The 20,076-nt window shown below is 49.5% G+C and carries 14 protein-coding genes and 11 tRNA genes; all 25 read left to right on the top strand.

Annotated elements, in window-relative coordinates:
- The first annotated feature begins 24 nt into the window (after positions 1-24).
- The 25 genes from GC102_RS27045 to GC102_RS26925 all read left to right on the top strand — a co-directional run bounded on the left by GC102_RS27045 (position 25) and on the right by GC102_RS26925 (position 20,051).
- Positions 25-116: transfer RNA gene (locus GC102_RS27045), tRNA-Ser, on the top strand.
- Between the two features lie 36 nt (positions 117-152).
- Positions 153-227, top strand: a tRNA-Glu gene (locus GC102_RS27040).
- 23 nt (positions 228-250) lie between these two features.
- Positions 251-326 (top strand) — tRNA-Val (locus GC102_RS27035).
- A gap of 36 nt (positions 327-362) precedes the next feature.
- Positions 363-439 (top strand) — tRNA-Met (locus GC102_RS27030).
- Between the two features lie 31 nt (positions 440-470).
- A tRNA-Asp gene (locus tag GC102_RS27025) sits at positions 471-547 on the top strand.
- 19 nt (positions 548-566) lie between these two features.
- Positions 567-639 (top strand) — tRNA-Lys (locus GC102_RS27020).
- 45 nt (positions 640-684) lie between these two features.
- A tRNA-Leu gene (locus tag GC102_RS27015) sits at positions 685-769 on the top strand.
- Positions 770-1,078: 309 nt separating this feature from the next.
- Positions 1,079-3,322: a helix-turn-helix domain-containing protein gene (locus GC102_RS27010; RefSeq protein ID WP_171692282.1), complete on the top strand. Its 2,244-nt coding sequence runs from the start codon at positions 1,079-1,081 to the stop codon at positions 3,320-3,322.
- Between the two features lie 152 nt (positions 3,323-3,474).
- The gene (locus GC102_RS27005; RefSeq protein WP_246321141.1) at positions 3,475-4,386 is read left to right on the top strand and encodes an ABC transporter permease; all 912 of its coding nucleotides are present in this window, start codon (positions 3,475-3,477) and stop codon (positions 4,384-4,386) included.
- A 42-nt stretch (positions 4,387-4,428) separates the two neighbouring features.
- Entirely contained in the window at positions 4,429-5,265 is an 837-nt protein-coding gene (locus tag GC102_RS27000) for a carbohydrate ABC transporter permease (RefSeq protein WP_216628176.1), read from the top strand.
- Between the two features lie 35 nt (positions 5,266-5,300).
- Positions 5,301-6,866 carry an extracellular solute-binding protein gene (locus GC102_RS26995; RefSeq protein WP_171692280.1) on the top strand — a complete coding sequence of 522 codons (1,566 nt, stop codon included), beginning with the start codon at positions 5,301-5,303 and terminating at the stop codon, positions 6,864-6,866.
- Positions 6,867-6,953: 87 nt separating this feature from the next.
- Complete coding sequence (locus GC102_RS26990) at positions 6,954-11,858, top strand: CBM96 family carbohydrate-binding protein (protein WP_171692279.1); 4,905 nt, start codon at positions 6,954-6,956, stop codon at positions 11,856-11,858.
- A gap of 260 nt (positions 11,859-12,118) precedes the next feature.
- On the top strand, positions 12,119-12,370 hold the full coding sequence (locus GC102_RS26985; protein WP_029197887.1) for a DUF1450 domain-containing protein: 252 nt from the start codon (positions 12,119-12,121) through the stop codon (positions 12,368-12,370).
- Positions 12,371-12,484: 114 nt separating this feature from the next.
- The gene (locus GC102_RS26980) at positions 12,485-12,994 is read left to right on the top strand and encodes a ferritin (RefSeq protein ID WP_057307929.1); all 510 of its coding nucleotides are present in this window, start codon (positions 12,485-12,487) and stop codon (positions 12,992-12,994) included.
- A 136-nt stretch (positions 12,995-13,130) separates the two neighbouring features.
- A complete protein-coding gene (locus tag GC102_RS26975; RefSeq protein ID WP_171692278.1) occupies positions 13,131-13,754 on the top strand; it encodes a GyrI-like domain-containing protein in 624 nt (207 codons plus the stop codon).
- Positions 13,755-13,807: 53 nt separating this feature from the next.
- Entirely contained in the window at positions 13,808-14,263 is a 456-nt protein-coding gene (locus tag GC102_RS26970) for a hypothetical protein (protein WP_171692277.1), read from the top strand.
- Positions 14,264-14,291: 28 nt separating this feature from the next.
- Positions 14,292-14,990, top strand: coding sequence for an AIM24 family protein (locus tag GC102_RS26965; RefSeq protein ID WP_171692276.1), 699 nt, complete (start codon positions 14,292-14,294; stop codon positions 14,988-14,990).
- Between the two features lie 102 nt (positions 14,991-15,092).
- Positions 15,093-15,167, top strand: a tRNA-Gly gene (locus GC102_RS26960).
- An 8-nt stretch (positions 15,168-15,175) separates the two neighbouring features.
- A tRNA-Arg gene (locus GC102_RS26955) sits at positions 15,176-15,252 on the top strand.
- Between the two features lie 16 nt (positions 15,253-15,268).
- Positions 15,269-15,345 (top strand) — tRNA-Pro (locus GC102_RS26950).
- Positions 15,346-15,363: 18 nt separating this feature from the next.
- Positions 15,364-15,434: transfer RNA gene (locus GC102_RS26945), tRNA-Gly, on the top strand.
- Positions 15,435-15,693: 259 nt separating this feature from the next.
- On the top strand, positions 15,694-16,539 hold the full coding sequence (locus GC102_RS26940; RefSeq protein ID WP_171692275.1) for a sugar phosphate isomerase/epimerase family protein: 846 nt from the start codon (positions 15,694-15,696) through the stop codon (positions 16,537-16,539).
- 388 nt (positions 16,540-16,927) lie between these two features.
- Entirely contained in the window at positions 16,928-17,782 is an 855-nt protein-coding gene (locus GC102_RS26935; protein ID WP_376768219.1) for a carbohydrate ABC transporter permease, read from the top strand.
- Positions 17,779-18,603 (top strand): carbohydrate ABC transporter permease, encoded by an 825-nt coding sequence (locus tag GC102_RS26930; RefSeq protein WP_029197894.1) that lies wholly within the window; start codon positions 17,779-17,781, stop codon positions 18,601-18,603. Before GC102_RS26935 ends, GC102_RS26930 begins: the two co-directional genes overlap by 4 nt.
- Before the next feature lie 77 nt (positions 18,604-18,680).
- Complete coding sequence (locus GC102_RS26925) at positions 18,681-20,051, top strand: ABC transporter substrate-binding protein (RefSeq protein ID WP_171692273.1); 1,371 nt, start codon at positions 18,681-18,683, stop codon at positions 20,049-20,051.
- Positions 20,052-20,076 lie beyond the last annotated feature (25 nt).

Here is a 20,076-nt window from a genome sequence, read left to right as displayed (position 1 = left end):
TTTATAACATATCAGGCTTTTCATGGAGAGGTGTCCGAGCTGGCCGAAGGAGCACGATTGGAAATCGTGTAGGCGTCACAAGCGTCTCGAGGGTTCGAATCCCTCTCTCTCCGCCACCAATAAACTTTTACATAAGAAAAGCCTGTTTACGAGGCCCGTTGGTCAAGTGGTTAAGACACCTCCCTTTCACGGAGGTAACAGGGGTTCGAGTCCCCTACGGGTCACCATCAATTTTCTAGTTCCATCCCATGGAGGCTTAGCTCAGCTGGGAGAGCATCTGCCTTACAAGCAGAGGGTCGGCGGTTCGATCCCGTCAGCCTCCACCATATTTTATACTTAATAAAATATCATGCTAGTAATGTCGCGGGGTGGAGCAGCCCGGTAGCTCGTCGGGCTCATAACCCGAAGGCCGCAGGTTCAAATCCTGCCCCCGCAACCAAACTCTTTTTGAGAGTTGTTTTACATAGTGTGGAGCTGTGGTGTAGTGGCCCAACATGCCTGCCTGTCACGCAGGAGACCGCGGGTTCGAATCCCGTCAGCTCCGCCATTTTTTTATTTCCAGACATGAGTCATTAGCTCAGTTGGTAGAGCACCTGACTTTTAATCAGGGTGTCGTAGGTTCGAATCCTACATGACTCAGTAGTATAGGGAACTTTAGACATAGTCTAAAGTTTCTCTGATTTTGCGGTCATGGCGGAATTGGCAGACGCGCACGGTTCAGGTCCGTGTGGGCTAACCCCCCGTGGAGGTTCGAGTCCTCTTGACCGCATCATACTCTACGAACGAAACCCTTCTTAGGAAGGGTTTTTTTCTTTTACATGATATTGCTATCGCGTATGTACATGCTGAGAATAACGCTTGCAGGCTGAGGACCGTCAGTTACGCTTGGAGAATGACATGCTGTTATCTGAGGCTGATCAATTGAGGCGTCTTCTTCAAGATAATGCATCTGCGGCAGTACGACAGCTCCGAGAGCGGATTCGTGAAGAAATCGAGATAGCAAAATATTGACGATAGACAGACCGGCTCCTTCCGGTTATAGTATCTGAATCTCTTTCGTAGATAGAGGAGGGTTCCCATGATCAAAAAAAGATTTTTTCTCAAGCTGCTATCCGCCTATCTGGTGCTGGTGATTCTCTACACGCTGATCGCGGCAGGCTTGTTCATTTACCAGAGCAACGAACACGTCAACCGGGAACTGTACCGCAAGCAGGCGGTCTATCTGGAACAGATGCGCGATCAGGCGGATATGAAACTGCGCTTCGCACTTACGCTGTCGGACCAGATGAAGGAACAGGAGTCGATTGTCGCGTATGCGCGCAATCCGCAGCGGGACTATGCGAACATTACGAGCATCTACAATGAGCTTCAGAAGAGCAGCAATGCGTTCCGTGACTTCGGTTACCGGATCGACATTACCAAGGATAATGACGATCTGGTCATCACGCCCAGCTACACGATTACAAAGGACCGGTACTGGAGCGAAATGGGTTTGACACCCGATTCGGACGAGGCCGAAGACATGGGGGTGCGCCGGACGCCGAAGCCATACGAAGCCGATACTCTGATTACACTTACGAAAAAAGTGGAAGCGCTCTCGGGTAGCACTTTGTACTTCTATTTATCCTTCCACGAACGTTATCTACTTCCGGTACTCGGGCTCGATGGCGAAAGTGCCATCGCCATTCTGGATGGGGAGCGGCTGCTCGCCTACAAGTCCGCTTTCCAGGCGGAGCAGAAAGATGAGGTTCGTGACAACGTGCTGCCGACGGTTCAGTCAGGAAAAGACGGCCTTTCGTTCCGAGACGGTCTGTCCGTGCATACGTTGCGCTCTCAGGTGTTGCCGACGTGGACGTTTGTCTACGTGGCGGAACGGTTCGCCCCCTGGTCGGCGATGAAGGAACAGTTGACGGTAACGGGCTTTGTCTATGTACTGCTGCTGCTGCTCGGCGGGGGCCTGGCCTACTGGATTTCCCGCCGGATGTACCTGCCGATCGGGCATGTCGTCAGTTTGCTGCGCTCGGATGATGACCTAGAGGAGAAGGAGTCGGAGGAAAGGGATGAATTTACGTTTATACGCGATACGACAGCCCGGATGAAGAGAGCTAACGAACAGATGCGGGAAGCGATGATGCAAAGCAGGGTTTCGCTCAAGGACAAGCTGCTGCGGGACTTGCTCCATGGCTTGCTGCCTCAGGAACAGGCGGCCGCTGAGCTGGAAAAGCACGGCCTCGTCTGGCTAGCCTCGCCAAGCATGGTAGGCGTGGTTGAATTCGCCAGCTACTCGGAGGTGGCGAGTCACTACACGAAGGAAGCTCTCGTCACGTTTAAGTCGCAGCTTCAATTGCTGCTCTCGGAGCGGCTGAGTGAGGAAGGCTTATGCGAAGTATTCGATTTCGACTACCGCCGCATGGGCATCATGCTGCAGGGGGACGATAGCGAACGGGCGAAGCGGATCGTCAGCTCGGTGCTGATGGAGATCGAGGCAAGCGTCGGCTTGCGTCTGGTCGCTGCGCTGGGCGACCCGGTTCTGGCGGGCGGCGAGTGGGAACGGGCTTACCGGCAGGCGGTGCAGTGGCTGGATTATGGGGTACTGCGAACGTCCCGTCTTGTCATCGTCCGAAGTGATTTGGACGGCCAGATGAATGACCGGTTTTATTATCCGCTAGATGGGGAGCGTGAGCTGATCGGGAGTGTCATTCGCGGACAACGGGAGAACGTTTTCCTCCTGCTGCAGCGTTTGTTGGATGAGAATCGAAGCAGGGAGGCGATCGGCGGAACCGGCTGGACGCATTTCGTATACGCTCTACAAAATACGGTAAACCGAATTCTCCAGCAGTTGAACAAAGTACTGGATACGGATGAGGGCGAAGTGGCGGAGGCACTCCGGAAGCTTCATCATGCGGCTGAGGATGCCGAGGCAAGGTCTGCCTTGTTCGAGCTGTTCGAGCGGTTGATCGGACTCATTCATTCGGAGCAGAAGATGCTGGATCAGACGCAGATGCAGGGCATCGTCGACTACGTGCATGAGCATTACACTCGCGACCTGTCTTTGTCGGAGATTGCGGAGATGCACCGATTCTCACTTGGCTATATTAGCGGAGCCTTCAAGAAGCATACGGGTGAGAACTTCAAGGATTACCTAAACTTATACCGGGTGAAGAAGGCCAAAGAAATTATGGACACGGAGAAGGTGAAAATCGCCGAGCTGGCTTTGCGGGTGGGCTGTAATAACGTTAACACCTTCATTCGCATGTTCCGCAAATATGAGGGCGTCTCACCCGGTCAATATGCGAGTAATAGTGGGTCTGAACGAAGCTAAATAGCTAAAACACGTCGATTTTTCTCCCCTTCGTGAAATGATGGTGATACCAAAATCATGGTGATAGACGCCCCTAACCCTGTTCATTATAGTGAGGATTGTATCCGGGATACGACAAATGATCCTAGAAGTAGGGGGAGTTGAAAGCGCTTTTGGTAGTAACGATCAGAAAGCATGTTGTACAGGAATGGCGGCTGTATTTACTGCTGATACCATTCCTGGCTTGGTATGTGTTATTTATGTACAAACCGATGTATGGACTGCAGATCGCCTTCAAGGATTTCAGCCTGTTCAAAGGCATCGAGGGTAGCGCCTGGGTTGGATTGGAGCATTTCAAACAATTTTTTAATGGCCCGTATTTCGGGAGAACGCTGAAAAACACGCTGCTTCTCAGCTTATACCAGCTGATCTTCGCCTTCCCAGCGCCGATCGTGCTGGCGCTGCTGCTGAACGAAGTGAGAAACCGGCTGTTCCAGAAATTCGTCCAGACGTTTACGTATTTGCCACATTTTATTTCCATCGTGGTGGTGGCAGGCATCGTCACGAACTTTCTCGCCCCTTCCACCGGTATCGTCAATTCCATCCTCCAACTGCTGGGCGGGGAGAAGCTGTATTTCCTGACGAAGCCGGAGTACTTCCGGGCCATCTATATTATTTCCATGGATATATGGAAGGAGATGGGCTTCGGCGCCATCGTGTACATTGCGGCATTGGCTGGGGTGAACCCAGCGCTGTACGAGGCGGCTAAGATCGACGGGGCTAGCCGATTCCAGATAATATGGAACGTCACGCTGCCTTCGATCATTCCGACGATTGCGATCATGCTGATCCTCAAGATCGGACAGCTGATGGAAGTTGGCTACGAAGCGATTATACTGCTCTATCAACCCGCAACATATGAGACGGCAGACGTGATCAGCACCTATGTGTACAGGTCCGGCCTACAGGAAGGGCAGTACGATCTGGCGACAGCCGCCGGGCTGTTCAACGCCACCGTCAGTCTGCTGCTCGTTATTACGGCTAACCGGATCAGCAAGAAGCTGACCGAGACTGGACTTTGGTAGGTGAATGGAATGAGAACCTCGTTAGGTGACAAATGTTTCAATGTGATCAATACGCTCTTGTTATCGGTGATTGGGCTTGCCTCGCTGTATCCGTTCGTGTATGTTCTGTCGGCCTCGCTGAGCTCTGGCGATGCGGTCGTATCCGGCAAGGTGCTGCTGCTGCCGGTGAACATCAATCTGGAGGCTTATTTCAAGGTCCTGATGCAGAAAAGCATCTGGGTGGCCTACGCCAACACGCTCTATTACACGGTTGTGGGCACGTTGGTAAGCTTGTTTCTGACGATTTGCGGGGCTTACCCACTGTCCAAGAAAAGGTTGAAGGGGAAGGGCGCCATCAACTTTCTGATCGCCCTGACGATGTGGTTTCACGCCGGGATGATTCCTTTCTATCTGAATTTGCGGGATATGGGCATGCTGAATGAGCGGTTTACCATCATTATCGCGTTCGCGGTGACGACCTTCTACGTGTTTCTGCTGCGCACGTTTTTCCAAAGCGTGCCCGTGGAACTGGAGGAGGCGGCGAAAATTGACGGCGCAGGTGATTACCGGATTTTATGGTCGGTGTACTTGCCGTTGTCCCGGGCTTCGCTGATGACTGTCGGGTTGTTCTATGCCGTTACACGCTGGAATGGGTACTTCTGGGCGATGATTGTCCTGAAGGACAAAGATAAAATTCCACTGCAGGTGCTGCTGAAGAAGCTGATCGTGGAAAACAACCTGAGTGAGCAGTTGGTCGATTTCGGCTCCGCGACACTCGTTTCTCAGGAGACGGTCATTTACGCGACTATCATTGTTTCCATCATCCCGATGATGGTCGTCTATCCGCTGATTCAGAAATATTTTGCCAAAGGGGCCTTGGTCGGTTCGGTGAAAGGGTAAGTTGGCTCCACTACACAAAAGGGGGACGTACAAATATGAAGCAACAGGTTTGGAAAAAAGGAGTAGGGGCTGCGCTGACGTTGGTTGTGGCTTTATCGGCGGCAGGATGCGGTAAGGATGCTAAGGAAGCGGTGCCTTCGTCTGCACCGAACCAAGGCACGGAGAAGGGCAAGCCGGTGGAGCTGACGATGCACATGCATTACGGCGATCGGTATATTTACGACAATAATTTCCCGGTATTCAAGGAAGCGGCTAAGCGTACGAATGTGACGTTGAAGGGAACCGCTTCGCAGACGGCGACCAACAGCAAGGAAATGTTCAATCTGATGATGGTATCCGGCGACATTCCCGACATTGTGCATTACAACGTAAAGGGGGATTTCAACAAATACGGCTCCGAGGGCGCGTTCGCTCCACTAAATGAGCTGATCGACAAGCATGCGCCCAATATTAAGGCGTTCCTGGAGCAGCGGCCGGATGTGAAGAAATTCGCTACGGCACCTGACGGCAAGATGTATTTCCTTTCGTTCGTCCCAGATGGACTGGTTGCCAAGGGCTGGTTTATCCGTCAGGATTGGTTGAAAGCGCTTAATATGCAGCAGCCAAAAACGGTTGATGAGCTGTACCAGGTACTGAAGGCGTTCAAGGAGAAGGACCCCAATAAAAATGGCAAAGCTGATGAAATTCCGTACTTCAACCGTGTGAACAAAGGAGGAGCACAAGATCTGCTGCTGTTCTGGAATTCATACCGTGGCATATATGCGGACCAGGGCAAAGTGAAGTATGGCCCTTATGAGGCAAACTACGAGACAGCGGTCGCGAATATTGCCAAGTGGTATAAGGAAGGTCTAATTGATCCAGAAATTTTCACCCGCGGGGCGAAGGCGCGCGAGGTGCTGCTCGGCGATAACGTCGGTGGGGTTTCACATGACTGGTTCTCCAGTACGGCGGGCTATAATGATACTCTCAAGGATAAAGTACCCGGCATCCTGTTCGCACCAATGGCCCCCCCGGCCAGCAGCGACGGGGTCGTCCGCGAAGAAACGAAGCGGGCTACGGTGAGCGAGAGCGGATGGGCTATTTCCGCCTCCAACAAGCATCAGGTCGAAACGATCAAATATTTCGATTTCTGGTTTACTCCTGAAGGACGGAGACTAATGAATTTTGGGATCGAAGGCGTGCACTACGATCTCGTAGACGGCAAGCCGAAATTCAAGGACAGTCTGCTGACAGGTAGTAAGCCGGTGAATGAAGCACTGCAGGCTGATGGGGCGCAGATGGAAGTTGGCTTCCATCAGGATTTTGCCTATGAGGAGCAATGGACGAACAAGACGGCGTTGGCCGGAGTGAAGGAATACAACGAGAAGAAATACCCAATCGAGCAGTTTCCGGTGCTGACGTTTACGGATGGGGAGAAGAAAAAGCTTGATTCGATCATGAAGAGCATCCAGACGTTCACCGACGAGAAGTTCCAGAAGTGGGTGCTGGGTTCGGAGCCGGTAGCTGGCAACTTCGAGAAGTTCCGTCAGCAGCTCAAGGAGATGGGACTGGATGAAGTGATCAGTATTCAGCAGGCTGCTTATGACCGGTATATGAAATAAGCTTTGCGATACGGAAAACAGTTGATGGTTCGCCCGGATGACCGGGCGGACGGATCGGCTTATCAAAAGGAGAAAGAGGGGCATGGGATGAAGAGGATAAAACGGATTTGGAGCGCGGGAGTAGCGGGGCTGCTTCTGTTTTCTTCGCTGGCATGGGCACCGACGCAGGGAGTAAGCGGACAAGAGCTTAGGGCAGGCGAGATTTCTTCTGCTGCGCGAGAGGTTCAGGTTGCTTCTGCAACCGAAATTGTGAAAGCGCTTACGGTTGTGGCTGCCAGCGCCAGTATGAGTGATGAGAATATCCCTGACAACGCGATCGATCAAGATCTGACGACCCGTTGGTCGGCAAGTGGCGTCGGCCAATGGCTGCAGCTTGACCTAGGGGCCATACAGACGATTGGCTATATCGGCATGGCCTTTTATCGTGGTGATCAGCGTAGTCTGAAGTTCGATATTCAGGTGTCCGCCGATGCCGACACCTGGACGACCGTGTTCTCGGGAAGCGGTAGCGGCAACTCGTTGCAACTGGAGGCGTTCGGTTTCACCCCGACGACGGGCCGATATGTGCGGATCGTGGGGCTCGGCACCGGATCGACGGACTGGAACAGTATTACCGAGGTCCAGGTATATAAGCCGCATCCGGACGGCTTTGTGCTGAGTCCGCTTGAGCTTCCCCCGACAGGTCCCGATCCTGCAGCGCTGCCGCATACAAAGCCGGGGCTGTATGAGCCGGACGAGACGTCCCATTCGGTGCCCGAGCTTCCTGTGGTGACGGGGCGGACGCTTAATGTCGTGGATTACGGCGCGACTACGTCGGCTACCGGGACGGACGACGCCGTTGCGATCCGGGCTGCGATCGCAGCGGCACAGCCCGGGGACGAGGTGTACTTTCCCAATGGGCATTACCAGTTAACCAGCACGGCGAGCGACAGCGCTTCGCACCTGCTGCTGCACTCAGGCATTCAGCTTCGCGGGGAAAGCGAGGACGGAGTGCTGCTCGTCTCCGACCATGCCAAGAACATCGGTGACTATGCGACGAATGAAGGCATCATCTTGCGTATCGCGGGTCAGCAGGGCATTGCCATTCGGAGCATGACGCTGACGGCAAGCTGGCAGGGGACGTATCCGACGAGCACGACGGTAGCTAATCCCGAGCGGGGCGGTCCGAAGGTCGCTGTCATGATTACGGCGGCCAACGGGAATCCGTCGAGCGACATCATTCTCGACCATGTGACGATCGAGAAGTTCCAGCGCGTTGGCGTGCTCGTCCGCAGCAGCCGCGATGTCGTTATCCAGTATGCCACGCTGCGCAATGCGACTGATACCGCCGAGGGCGGAGCTGGCTACGGGGTGTCGTTGGAGGGGTTATCAAAGGAAAGCCGGTTGGGCCGGGCCAACGATTCACTATTCAACGTGGTTCGCAACAGCCGCTTCTATGGGCCGTCCCTTCGCCATGGTATCCTGCTGAGCAATTGGACGCATAATAATCTGATTGCGGACAATGAGCTATACCAGACGAAGCTGGACTCGATCGACATGCACGGCGAGGACGAATATATGAATGAATTCGTTGGTAACACAGTGATCGGCAGCGGCGAAGCGGGCATCGGCGTCGGCAATCCAGGGGCGACGCATGACGCAGCCGGACCGGGCAACTACATCCATCACAACCGTATCGAGAATTCGGCCCTGTATGGGATTCAGGTTTATCTGGGGTCACCAGATACGGTGATTGATCATAATGTCATCGCCAACTTTATGAAGCCCGGTACGACGGGAATCCGATTGAAAAATGCTCCGGGCACCCAGGTTCGGGATAATGTGATTGAGAACAATACGGGGCCGGGCTTCTGGGCTATTCATACTTTGTACGATATCGGGAATCCGAGCGACGGGGGCAACGGCGCAGGTGAGCCACGCGACATCAGGATTGAAGGCAATCGGGTCGTGGGCAATACGAACGGAATTTTTATCGAGGCGGGCACGGGGATTGTGCTGTCCGGCAATGAAGTGTCGGGCAATACCGGCATCGACTATGACAACCGGACGGTGACAGTGCGCGATTATTTGCCAGTGGCCGATGTGTCGGTCCGACAAGGGACATCGACCAATACGGGGACGGATAGATCGTTGATCATCCAGGGAGGCAATAACCTCTCCACGCGCCAGTCGTTTCTGAAGTTTGATCTGGGCACCCTCACCGGATCAGTCAGCTCGGCCAAGCTATTGGTATACGGCAGGGCCTCGGCTACGGGCAGCGATACGGTGAACAGCCTGTATGGTGTGGACAGCGACGACTGGATCGAGTCCGGCAGCTCCGGCATGGTCTGGGCGAATAAGCCTGCGTTGGGCAGTAAGCTGTCGACGGCGCCCTTCACCAAGGATGATTATGCGTGGCGGGTTTTCGATGCTACGGATTATGTGAGAGCAAAGCTAAATACCGGTGGTGGTTACGCTGCGACCGCGGGGATCATGTCGCTTGCAGTTGTGCAGGATACTACTCTGGGCGTGTACACACTGTTCAACAGTCGGGAGGCAAGCGATCATCAGCCATACTTACGGATCGAGACGTCTGCAACGCGTGAGCTGGAGAGCGTCACACTTACATCCGACAAGCAGCTGCTAGGCATAGGCCAGCAGGCACAGCTGCAAACGGCTGGAGTGATGAACTCGGGCTTCGCGGCACAGCTTGGGAGTGCGATGATCCGGTATGAGAGCCTTACGCCCGGATTGGCAGAGGTCAATACCATTGGTCAGGTCACCGCGCTGGGCGAAGGCACAGCGGTCATTCGCGTCACGGTAACGCTGAACGGAGTTTCGCGAAGCGCAGAAAGCTTTCTCCAGGTGATCGACGGAAACGTGACGAAGCTGCTGCCAACCGATGATGCTTATGTGCGTGGAGGCAGCTATGCTAACTCGAATTACCGGACGAGTAATCTCGAGATTAAGAAGGACGGCAGCGAGAGCTTTACCCGTGAAAGCTTCATCAAGTTTGATGTGAGCGGTCTGGATGGCGAAATTACGAATGCTACGCTGATGATGTACGGCATTGGAAGTCCTTCTGCGGTCACAGCGGACGTGTACCGGACTAGCGCGGCTTGGTCGGAAGGGACGGTGACGTGGAATACGAAGCCCACCCGGCTGGACCGGTTGGCCGGACTTGAACTCGCCGCCGATTGGAGATGGAGCGAGACCGATCTGACAGAGGCCATACGTCTGGTAAAATCCGATGGCTCCAATGGGCAGCTCAGCCTAGGCCTGACGCTGCCTGTAGCGAGCATCAATGCCGTCATCGAGAGCAAGGGAAAGGCGAATGAGCCTTATCTGCTGATCACAATCAAGCAGGCTGAGCCCGATACGGAGCCGCCTGTGGCGACCGTGGGCCAGCCGCTCGACGGAGCAGCCCTATCGGCTCAAGCGATCCGGATTCATTGGGAGCCGTACATCGACAATACTGCGGTCAAGGGCTATTGGATTTACCGGAATGAGCTGGCGTTGACGACAGTAGCTTCTAATGTATATGCGTATACTGATCAGCTTCTTACTCCGTCAACGACGTATGCCTATTCGCTCAGGGCGTTTGATGCCAGCGGTAATATCTCGGGGCTGAGCAATATCGTTACCATCACGACCATGCAGTCGGGCGGCCTTGAGTCTATAAACTTATCTCATGTTGTGCCGTATGTGGAAGCGGGCAAGACTGCGCAGTTGCAGCTTAGCGGGAGGATGGATGACGGCTCCTCTGCGGATATGAGCGCAGCTACTGTGGCTTATAGCAGCGATAACACGTCAGTAATGACCGTGGACGCGCTCGGACAAGTGACGGCGATCAAGCCGGGCATCGCGAAGATCACGGTGACCGCGAGCATTGGATCCACGGTCAAGACGGCATCCCTCACGTTGACGGTCCCTGAAACGATTGCACCCGTCTCCACAGCTACGGTGTCGCCTGCACAACCGGATGGACAAAATGGCTGGTATGTACTGCCTGTAACGGTCAGTTTGTCGGCCACAGATAACTTGTCGGGAGTAGCATCAACCGAATACAGCCTGGATGGCGGGAGCACATGGCAGCAGTATACAACCCCGTTAACGTTCGAACAAGACGGGCAATATAAGCTGAGCTACCGTTCTACAGATCTTTCGGGTAATGTGGAAGCTCAGCAGACAGCTACTTTCCATGTTGACAGGACAGTACCGACCGCTGCGGTAGCTTACAGCAGCGCAGCATCTACCTCGGACAGTGTGGTCGCGATCATTACGCCGAGCGAACCTGTAACGATCACGAACAATGGGGGTTCGAGCAGCTATACGTTCAACTTTAACGGCAGCTTCACATTCGAATTTATCGATGCCGCGGGCCATCATGGCACTGCGACGGCTACCGTAACGAATATCGTATATAGAAGTACGGGGGTACCTGGGAAGCCCGTGCTCTCGGACGACAATGGGTACGGTACAGGAATTCTTGATGGAAATTACAAGGTTACAATGAATATGTGGTGGGGCAATAACGGTAAAATTTATAAGCTCTATGAGGATAACTTATTAATCGAGACACAAATCCTCACGGACAACTCGCCGAGTGCCCAAACGACCGTAACGTCCATTACCTACAAAAAGAATGGCACTTACCGGTATTATGCGGAACTCGTCAATGCATTCGGTACAACGAAAAGTGATGTGTTAACGGTGAACGTCACGCAAGCTGCGCCGGCCAAAATGGTCCTATCCCAAGATAACTGGGATGGGGATGGAAATTTCAACATCAACATGAACATGTGGTGGGGCACGAACGGCACCACATATCGTCTGTATGAGAACGGAGTTCTTATCAATACGCAAACGTTCACCGATCATACGCCACAAGCTCAATCTGCAGCTACGATGATCCATAATAAACCGATTGGCACGTACGAGTATCGAGGCGAGCTTGTTAATTATGCAGGAACAACATCCAGCGATAAGATTATTGTTCAAGTAAGCAAGTGATAGTCTGGAAATGAAACAATGCGCCACCCCTGTTCATTTTCTATGAATAATGGTGGCGCTCGTTTTTCCGATACTTTTTTTTAATGTTTTAATTCTGCATGATTGAGGTTCTGTACAGCTTCCGAAATCTATATAGTAGGCTTGAAATGAGGTTCATGCGAAGGTTTTGAACAAGCTCACCGTAATTTCAGTTGACATTGATTATTATTATCACTAATATCAATTGTAGTGATAAATGCGATGGCGGGGAGAGATCGAACATGAAAACGATTAAATACTGCTGTAGAAATGAAAAATTCGGATCCAAACAAATATATAAGTCCTTGAAAAACGAATATCCGGACCTGAAGCAGAAGAAGAAAGACTGCTTAGGTAATTGCAAGCATTGTAAGAAAGAATGTATCGCCATGATCGGTAAAAAGGAGCTGTTGTGTGCAGCTTCGCCTGACTTACTTTATGCTCAGATCAAACAAATTATTGCTGAATCTAGGGCAGAAAGCGTGATGGCTTGAACTTAACCCTTCTTAAATTGCTACTTCCGTTTGTATTTGTATGCGGAGTTCTGGTAATCTTGTATGTATGGGGAATACGCAAGAGATAACCATACAGAAAGGGTGTGTGCATCTATGTTAAACGATACACTTACAGAAGCGCTCAATGAGCAGATGAACTATGAGTTTTACTCCGCGCACGTCTACTTGGCTATTGCTGGTTATTGTGCTGCTGAAAGCTTAGATGGCTTTTCAAACTTTTTTATTGTACAAGCTGAAGAAGAAAAATTCCATGCGATGAAAATTTTCAAATTCATAAATGATCGTGGAAAAAAGGTTAGCTTTGCTGGTATGGATACGCCTGTGAATGAGTACAAATCGATCCTAGATGCTTTTGAACATGCTTATCAACATGAGCAAGAAGTAACAAGACGTATTTATCATCTATCAGATTTGGCATTGAACGATAGAGAGCATGCGACTATGCAGTTCTTGAAATGGTTCATTGATGAGCAGGTAGAGGAAGAAGCAATGTTCGACAGCATTATTAATAAATTGAAACGCATTGATAAAGACAGTAACGCCTTCTACATGTTGGATGCTGAATTTGCTCAGCGTTCGTTCACGCCACCAGCAGCGGTATAATTACATACGATTTTTATGAGGATGAGACTTACCTGTTTCGCGAAATTTGGCGAAGGGTAAGTTTTTTTATGTCTACTGACATGCTGCTGTCAGGAATCCTTTTATATACTAGGAGAAAATGTAAAGGATGTGCAATATGGAAAAGTTGGATTTAGCTAAAACGTATAAAAGCTATTACACAGCACCCACGAAACCACAATTGATCGAATTTGAGCCTATCTGGTATGTCACGATTCAAGGTCAAGGGGATCCGGAAGGCATAGCCTTTTTAAATGCTACTGAAGCACTCTACACGCTTTCCTACAGCATCAAGGGGATTTATAAGAAAGAGGAGAAAGACTTTACTGTGGCAAAGCTGGAAGGCTTATGGTGGGTCGATGGGGATAGAAAAGCCCTGGATGTACCAAGGGAAGAATGGCACTGGAAGCTGTTGATTCGAATGCCAGATTATGTGAGGGCAGAGAGTGTAGAAGAGGCCCGTTCTATTGCAATGACGAAGAAAAAGGAGCTAACCATTATCTCGGATATCAAGTATGAAACCCTGCATGAGGGGGCTTGTGTACAAATGCTTCATGTGGGGCCATATGCAGCAGAACCCGAATCTTTGAAGCAAATCGAGCATTTCTTAACTGAACATAGACGGAAGATCCGCGGTCTCCATCATGAGATTTATTTATCAGACCCAAGAAAGGTGAAATCTTCGAAAATGAAGACGATCTTGCGATACCCCATAGCAGCTGCAGAAGTGGTGAAGGGGTGACTTTTGCGGTAAAATAGAAGAAAATGTCGATATGCACAGGGGAGGGACGGCAGATGCAGACTCGTTATTTGGCGGGGGCTGTAAAAGTCTTTGGCATACTTGTCATCTTGTTCGGGTTTATGTATCCAGCTTCTGCTGTCCAAGCCTCATGGTTGGATCGGGTGAAAGACATCTATCAATTGCCAGAGAATGTGGAACAAATTCAGAAGGACTATGAGGCAACAAAGCAGCAATTAGAGGATCAGAAGGACAAGCTTTCCGAAGCCATACGGCATTCGCAAGAAACTGAGGAACGGCTTCTTGGGCAAAACGAAACGCTTAAAAAGGAAAATGAACAATTGCAAGAACGCTTGAAGGCAATGGAACAAGTAGCCCTAGATAAAGAAAAGCGAAATCGGAAATTAACCTATATGGCTGTAACGGCTGTTTCGCTGGTTGTTTTTTATTTTGTACTGGGCCGAGTGTTTCGATTCATTGTTTGGCGGAGGCAGAAACGCGGAATGAGATAGATGTAGTCTTACGAGGAGGTCGGTGTGTATGGAGGTATCTTTCGAGGAAGTAAGCTCACATGCAAAGATAGCTACATTGTGCATCGAACAGGGTGAGTCTGTTCATGTGCTGCATCCGAACCAAATTGTCGCTTTCCAAGGGAAGTCTGAGCAGAGAGAAGATTCTTTAATGAAGCTGCCGAGTATGTATAGGAAGAAGCGTTTTGTCCAGTCACGGCTGCATGGTCCCGCCAATGTCATGCTAGGGCTGCCTGAAGGATACAGCATGGCTGTTATACCTATAGGAGCGGACGATGATCTTCTGTATGAATTCCGACATGTTTTGTTTTACACAGAGGGAGTCAGCTACACTTCTCATCTGCAAAATGTTAAGAATACATTGATTACGCAGGATCTTGTGAAAATGCAGTTTAAAGGTCCAGGCAAACTAGGACTTCTGACTGCAGGACCAATTTACCAAATGGCATTGGATGCTAAGCAGCCCTTGTATGTCGATACAAGCTGTCTTGTTGCCTATCCGCGGAATGCTCAGCTGCGCCTGTGTGTTTACGGCAATACATTGGCCAGTCAGCATATGAATTATCATTGGGAAATGACGGGGCAAGGCCATGTTCTCATGCAGCCTTGTAAGCCAGATCGCAAATTAGATGAGCATATGAAAAATGACAGTCTATTGCGTCGTATTGCCAAAGAAGTACTGCCGTTTGGCGGTATTTTCATCAAATAAAAAAAGGAAAGAAAAAACATTTGCATTTGTCTTCGATTCCTGATATATTATTCCTTGTCGCCTCGGAGAAACGTTAGCGAGAATGACAGGCAATTATACGATGCGGAAGTGGCTCAGCGGTAGAGCATCGCCTTGCCAAGGCGAGGGTCGCGGGTTCGATCCCCGTCTTCCGCTCCAACTAATTTGCGCCCTTAGCTCAGCTGGATAGAGTATTTGACTACGAATCAAAAGGTCGGGAGTTCGAATCTCTCAGGGCGCGCCATTTTCATAAAACGCATCGGGACGTAGCTCAGCTTGGTAGAGCACCTGCTTTGGGAGCAGGGGGTCGCATGTTCAAATCGTGTCGTCCCGACCATCAATCCCTTTATAATACGCGGGCGTAGTTTAATGGTAGAACTTCAGCCTTCCAAGCTGATCGCGCGGGTTCGATTCCCGCCGCCCGCTTCACAGAAAAAGACCACCTGCGGGTGGTCTTTTTTTATCGATTTATTGAAAACGTTACCAACCTGTAGTAACATTACAACACTGGTTGTTGGCAATTTTTTCAAAGATGTTCTAACAGAGAGGTAATAGCGACCAATCTTGCTTAACTCATTTGATGCAAAGCAAGGCAAACTAATCCCTATGCTGACGGACAATTCTTCAAATTGACCAAAGGTAAAAAAACCAACGATATTTTAAGTAGATAAGGAGGGGATCTCTAATGATTGTAGGCTTAGGGGAATGGGGTTTGCATTACCTCACAATAGAAGATCATTGTAGGATTGCAAGAAAATTCGATCTTCGATATTTGGAGCTGGGAATTGGTGGGGATTTTCCTGGTCGAATTCAAAGGGATATCAGTCAACAAGAGATAAAAAATCTCCGAACCTGTATAAATGACTACGGTATCAAAGCCCCATTCGTGGTTTTGGAGAACGATTTTACTTTGGTGGATTCTGAACAATTAAGAAAGATGAAAGATCGTGTAGCTCATGATATACATCTTGCTTCCCGTCTCGGTGCTTCACATGTTCGATTATTCACAGGATTCGCGCTTGCTTCTGAGATGACGGAGGAGCGTTGGACAAGTATGCTGGAGGCATTTGCCCTGATGGAGGACCTTTGCTCACAATTAGGCATGGTGATCTCCATAGAGACACACGGGCGAAATACACAAGTAAACAATGGATTCATACATGAGCATACGACATCTACGGAGTGGAAATCGTTGGAACGGTTGCTTATAGAATTGCCGTCTGCAGTTGGGTTTAACTTCGATCCCGGCAATCTGAAGGCTGTTGCTCCATCAAGACCGTTGATAGATTATGCTAGATTGTTGGGAAACAGGATTAACTACTGTCACCTGAAAGATTGGAAACGGATCGAAGATTATTGGGTGGCATGTGCGCCAGGTGACGACGATCTAAATTATGATGAGCTGCTGAAGGAAGTACCGTTTCAAGGTGTTTATCTGATCGAATATGAACAAGTGAACGATGTCGAAGAAGGAATAGGCAGAAGCCTGAAGTATTTGCGATCTATACGTCCCGAATTGCGAACGGAATAGGTAGTGTCACTTTTAAAAGCTACGAAGATTGCTCTAATCATATGAATTATAAACCGTGGAAAATCTTGGTTGACAGTATCAGTTGCTAGCGTGTATGATGTGAACAAGTTAATAATTGTGATGGAGACAAGGAGATTCACGTAGATTGCATGCCAACGGGCATGGCAATTTATGTGTTTTTTTTCGCTCTTTTCACCCGTTTCCTCCGAAATGAGCGAGACGGAAAATAACGAGTTACCAAATGCGATACAGGGAAACCGAATGCCCTTAGCGTGAAAATGTAACTTTTTGAAAGAAAGGGGTATGCAATTTGGCAGTAAATGAAAGCGCTTTAAAGAGAGAAGCAACGGCAAGTGTATCAGCAAGGAAAAAGAAGTGGGAGGAGAACATATTAGCTTATTTATTTCTGGCACCTTCCTTAGTCTTGTTTGCTGCGTTCCTATTTTATCCGATGGTCAAATCTGTTTACCTGAGTATGACGCTCACGGACCCTCGCGGTAGGGTCGTTGAATTTGTCGGGCTTGATAATTTCATTGATTTACTTGCTTCGGGACAGTTTTATTCGAATTTAAAAGTGACGTTGCTGTTTATCTTGTTTACGGTACCTACCTCAATCGTATGGTCCCTATTTTTGGCAGCGATCACCCACAACAAACTGCGGGGCATGAAAATATTCCAGTTCATATTTTCTCTGCCTATCGTTATATCGGTAGGTACGGGGTCGATTATCTGGTTCTTGCTATTCCATCCGACAGCAGGCATGCTGAATTACTTTCTAAGCATTGCACACATTGATCCGATCCCTTGGTTAACGAGTCCTTCATGGGCGTTGGTTTCGATCTCTCTGTTGACGGTTTGGATGAATATGGGGTTTCTGTTCATTGTGCTGTCCAGTGGTCTTCAAGGGGTTCCGGAAGAAATTTATGAAAGCGCTAAAATTGACGGTTCAAGCCCGATGCGGACGTTTATCCAAATCGTTCTGCCGCTTCTGTCACCCACGATATTTTTTGCCCTTATTGTGTCCGTGATCGGCGCTTTCCAAGCCTTTGGACAAATTCATATTTTGACAAAGGGTGGTCCGATGAATTCGACCAATGTGATCGTGTATTCCATCTACCAGGACGCTTTTGTTAATTTCCGTTTTGGAATCGGCAGCGCACAAGCTTTGGTTCTCTTCGTTATTATCATGATTTTGACTGTGGTGCAGTTTAAAGTTTTAGAAAAGAAGGTGCATTATCAATGATTGCGAAAAGGATCGCACCCACCCTGAATTACTTGTTGCTAGTTGTGCTGGCCCTTGTCGTTTTGTATCCGCTGTTATTTACGGTATCCTCATCGTTTATGACAGAGAAGGAAGTTTCTAACTTCCCGCCGCCATTATTTCCTTCTCAGTTGTATCTTGAGAACTTCAAGAACGCTATCTCTGGCTTTCCAATCGTGCGCTTTATCCTGAACAGCTTTATTGTATCTTCGGGGATTACGGTAAGTCAGGTTATTACGTCCAGTTTGGCCGCTTACGCTTTTTCGTTCTTGAATTTCAAAGGAAAGAAAATATTGTTCGCCGTTTTTCTTTCGACCATGATGATTCCATGGGAAGTTACCATTATTCCAAATTATTTGACCATCAAAAATTGGGGATGGATGGACAGCTACCAAGGGCTGATCGTTCCCTTTATGGCTGGGGCCTTCGGGGTCTTCCTGCTTCGCCAGTTTTTCCTCCAGCTGCCTAATGAGCTGTTTGATGCAGCAAAAATTGACGGATGCGGGCATCTCCGGAATTTTTTCTCGATCGTGCTTCCGCTATCCCGTCCTGCGCTTTCTACTTTGGGGGTTTATGTCTTCCTTACGCACTGGAACCACTATTTATGGCCTCTGCTAATTACAAATAGGGCGTCCATGAGAACGGTGCAAATCGGGGTTTCTATGCTGCAGCATGCGGAAGTCATGTCTTGGAATTTGATTTTGGCGGGAGTTACGATCGTTCTGCTTCCTTCGTTCCTTTTATTGGCTTTAGGCGTGAAACAATTAGTGCGAGGCATTACCGCAGGTGCTGTAAAAGGTTAAGCAAGCGATGATCCGTCTGTTACCTAACAGGCTTATCATATATATGTATCCACTTTAAGCGAGGAGAGATAGAGACAATGGGGAAAAAAAGGTTAGCGGCTTTAGCTTTAACGGCAACGATGGTTTTACTATCGGCATGCAGCGTAAATATGGGGGAAAGTACAGAAAGCAAGAAACCAGAAGCAACGAAATCAGGAGCAGTTGAGGCAAGCGGACCTAAGAAAGTCGTTTTCTGGCATGCGATGGGTGGATCCAATACGAAAGTTGTTGATCAACTGGTCGCCGATTATAACGCTTCTCAGAATAAAATTAAGGTAGAAGCGGTGTATCAAGGAAATTACGATGACCTGCTTAGCAAATTGAAGGCGTCCATGGGTACAAGCGAAGGCCCTTCGGTCGTCCAGATGTATGAGATCGGCAGCCGCTTCATGATTGATTCCAAAGCCATTACACCGATGCAAAACTTCATTGATGCGGATAAGTGGGATTTGTCACAGCTGGAGCCGAACATCGCCGGTTACTATACATTAGGTGGCAAACTTTACTCGATGCCATTCAATACGTCGAATCCGGTCCTTTATTATAATAAAGATTTGTTTAAAGCAGCCGGTCTTGATCCTGCGAAACCTCCAAAAACTTTCGAGGAATTAAAAGTCGCTGCAGATGCCATTACCAAATCAGGTAAAGCTACCGGGGCAAACTTTGCGATTTATGGCTGGTTCATGGAGCAGCTCTTTGCCAATCAAGGCGCTGAATACGTAAATAACGGAAATGGTCGCACCTCTAATGCAACCCAATCGCAGGTGAACACGGAGCCAGGTGTGAAGGTACTGACTTGGTGGAAGGATCTTATCGACACCAAAGCGGCTAACAATCTGGGACGCAAAACAGACGATTCCAAAAAAGCATTTTCCGCAGGTCAGGTCGGTATGATTCTGGAATCCACAGCGGCACTTAAGGGGCTTGTTGACAGCGCCAGCGGCAAATTCGAAGTGGGGACCAGCTTCTTGCCGAAACCGGCAGATGCGAAAGAAGGCGGTGTTATTGTCGGTGGAGCCAGCTTATGGGTCATGAATAACCGCCCAGATGATGAGCAGAAATCCACTTGGGATTTCATCAAATTTTTGACAACACCTAAGGAGCAGGCTTACTGGCACGTCAATACGGGGTACTTCCCGATTACCAAAAAAGCCTATGACGAAGACATTGTAAAGGAAAACCTGAAAAAGTTCCCTCAGTTCCAGACAGCGATTGATCAACTGCACCAAACGAAGTTGAACACAGCAACGCAGGGAGCGGTAATGGGTGTATTCCCTGAAGCAAGACAAATTGTTGAAGGGGCGATCGAAGAAGTGCTCAACAACAAGAAAACTCCGAAGGAAGCATTGGATGCAGCGGAAAAAGAGATCACTTCGAAGATTCAAACTTACAACAAAACAGTCAAATAATGATATGAAAAGGCTTGAGTTCACT

The organism is Paenibacillus germinis, from assembly GCF_013141785.1.
Classification (GTDB): domain Bacteria; phylum Bacillota; class Bacilli; order Paenibacillales; family NBRC-103111; genus Paenibacillus_E; species Paenibacillus_E phytorum.
Note: the sequence above shows the minus strand (reverse complement) of the source record. Positions and strands in the feature narration are given on the sequence as shown.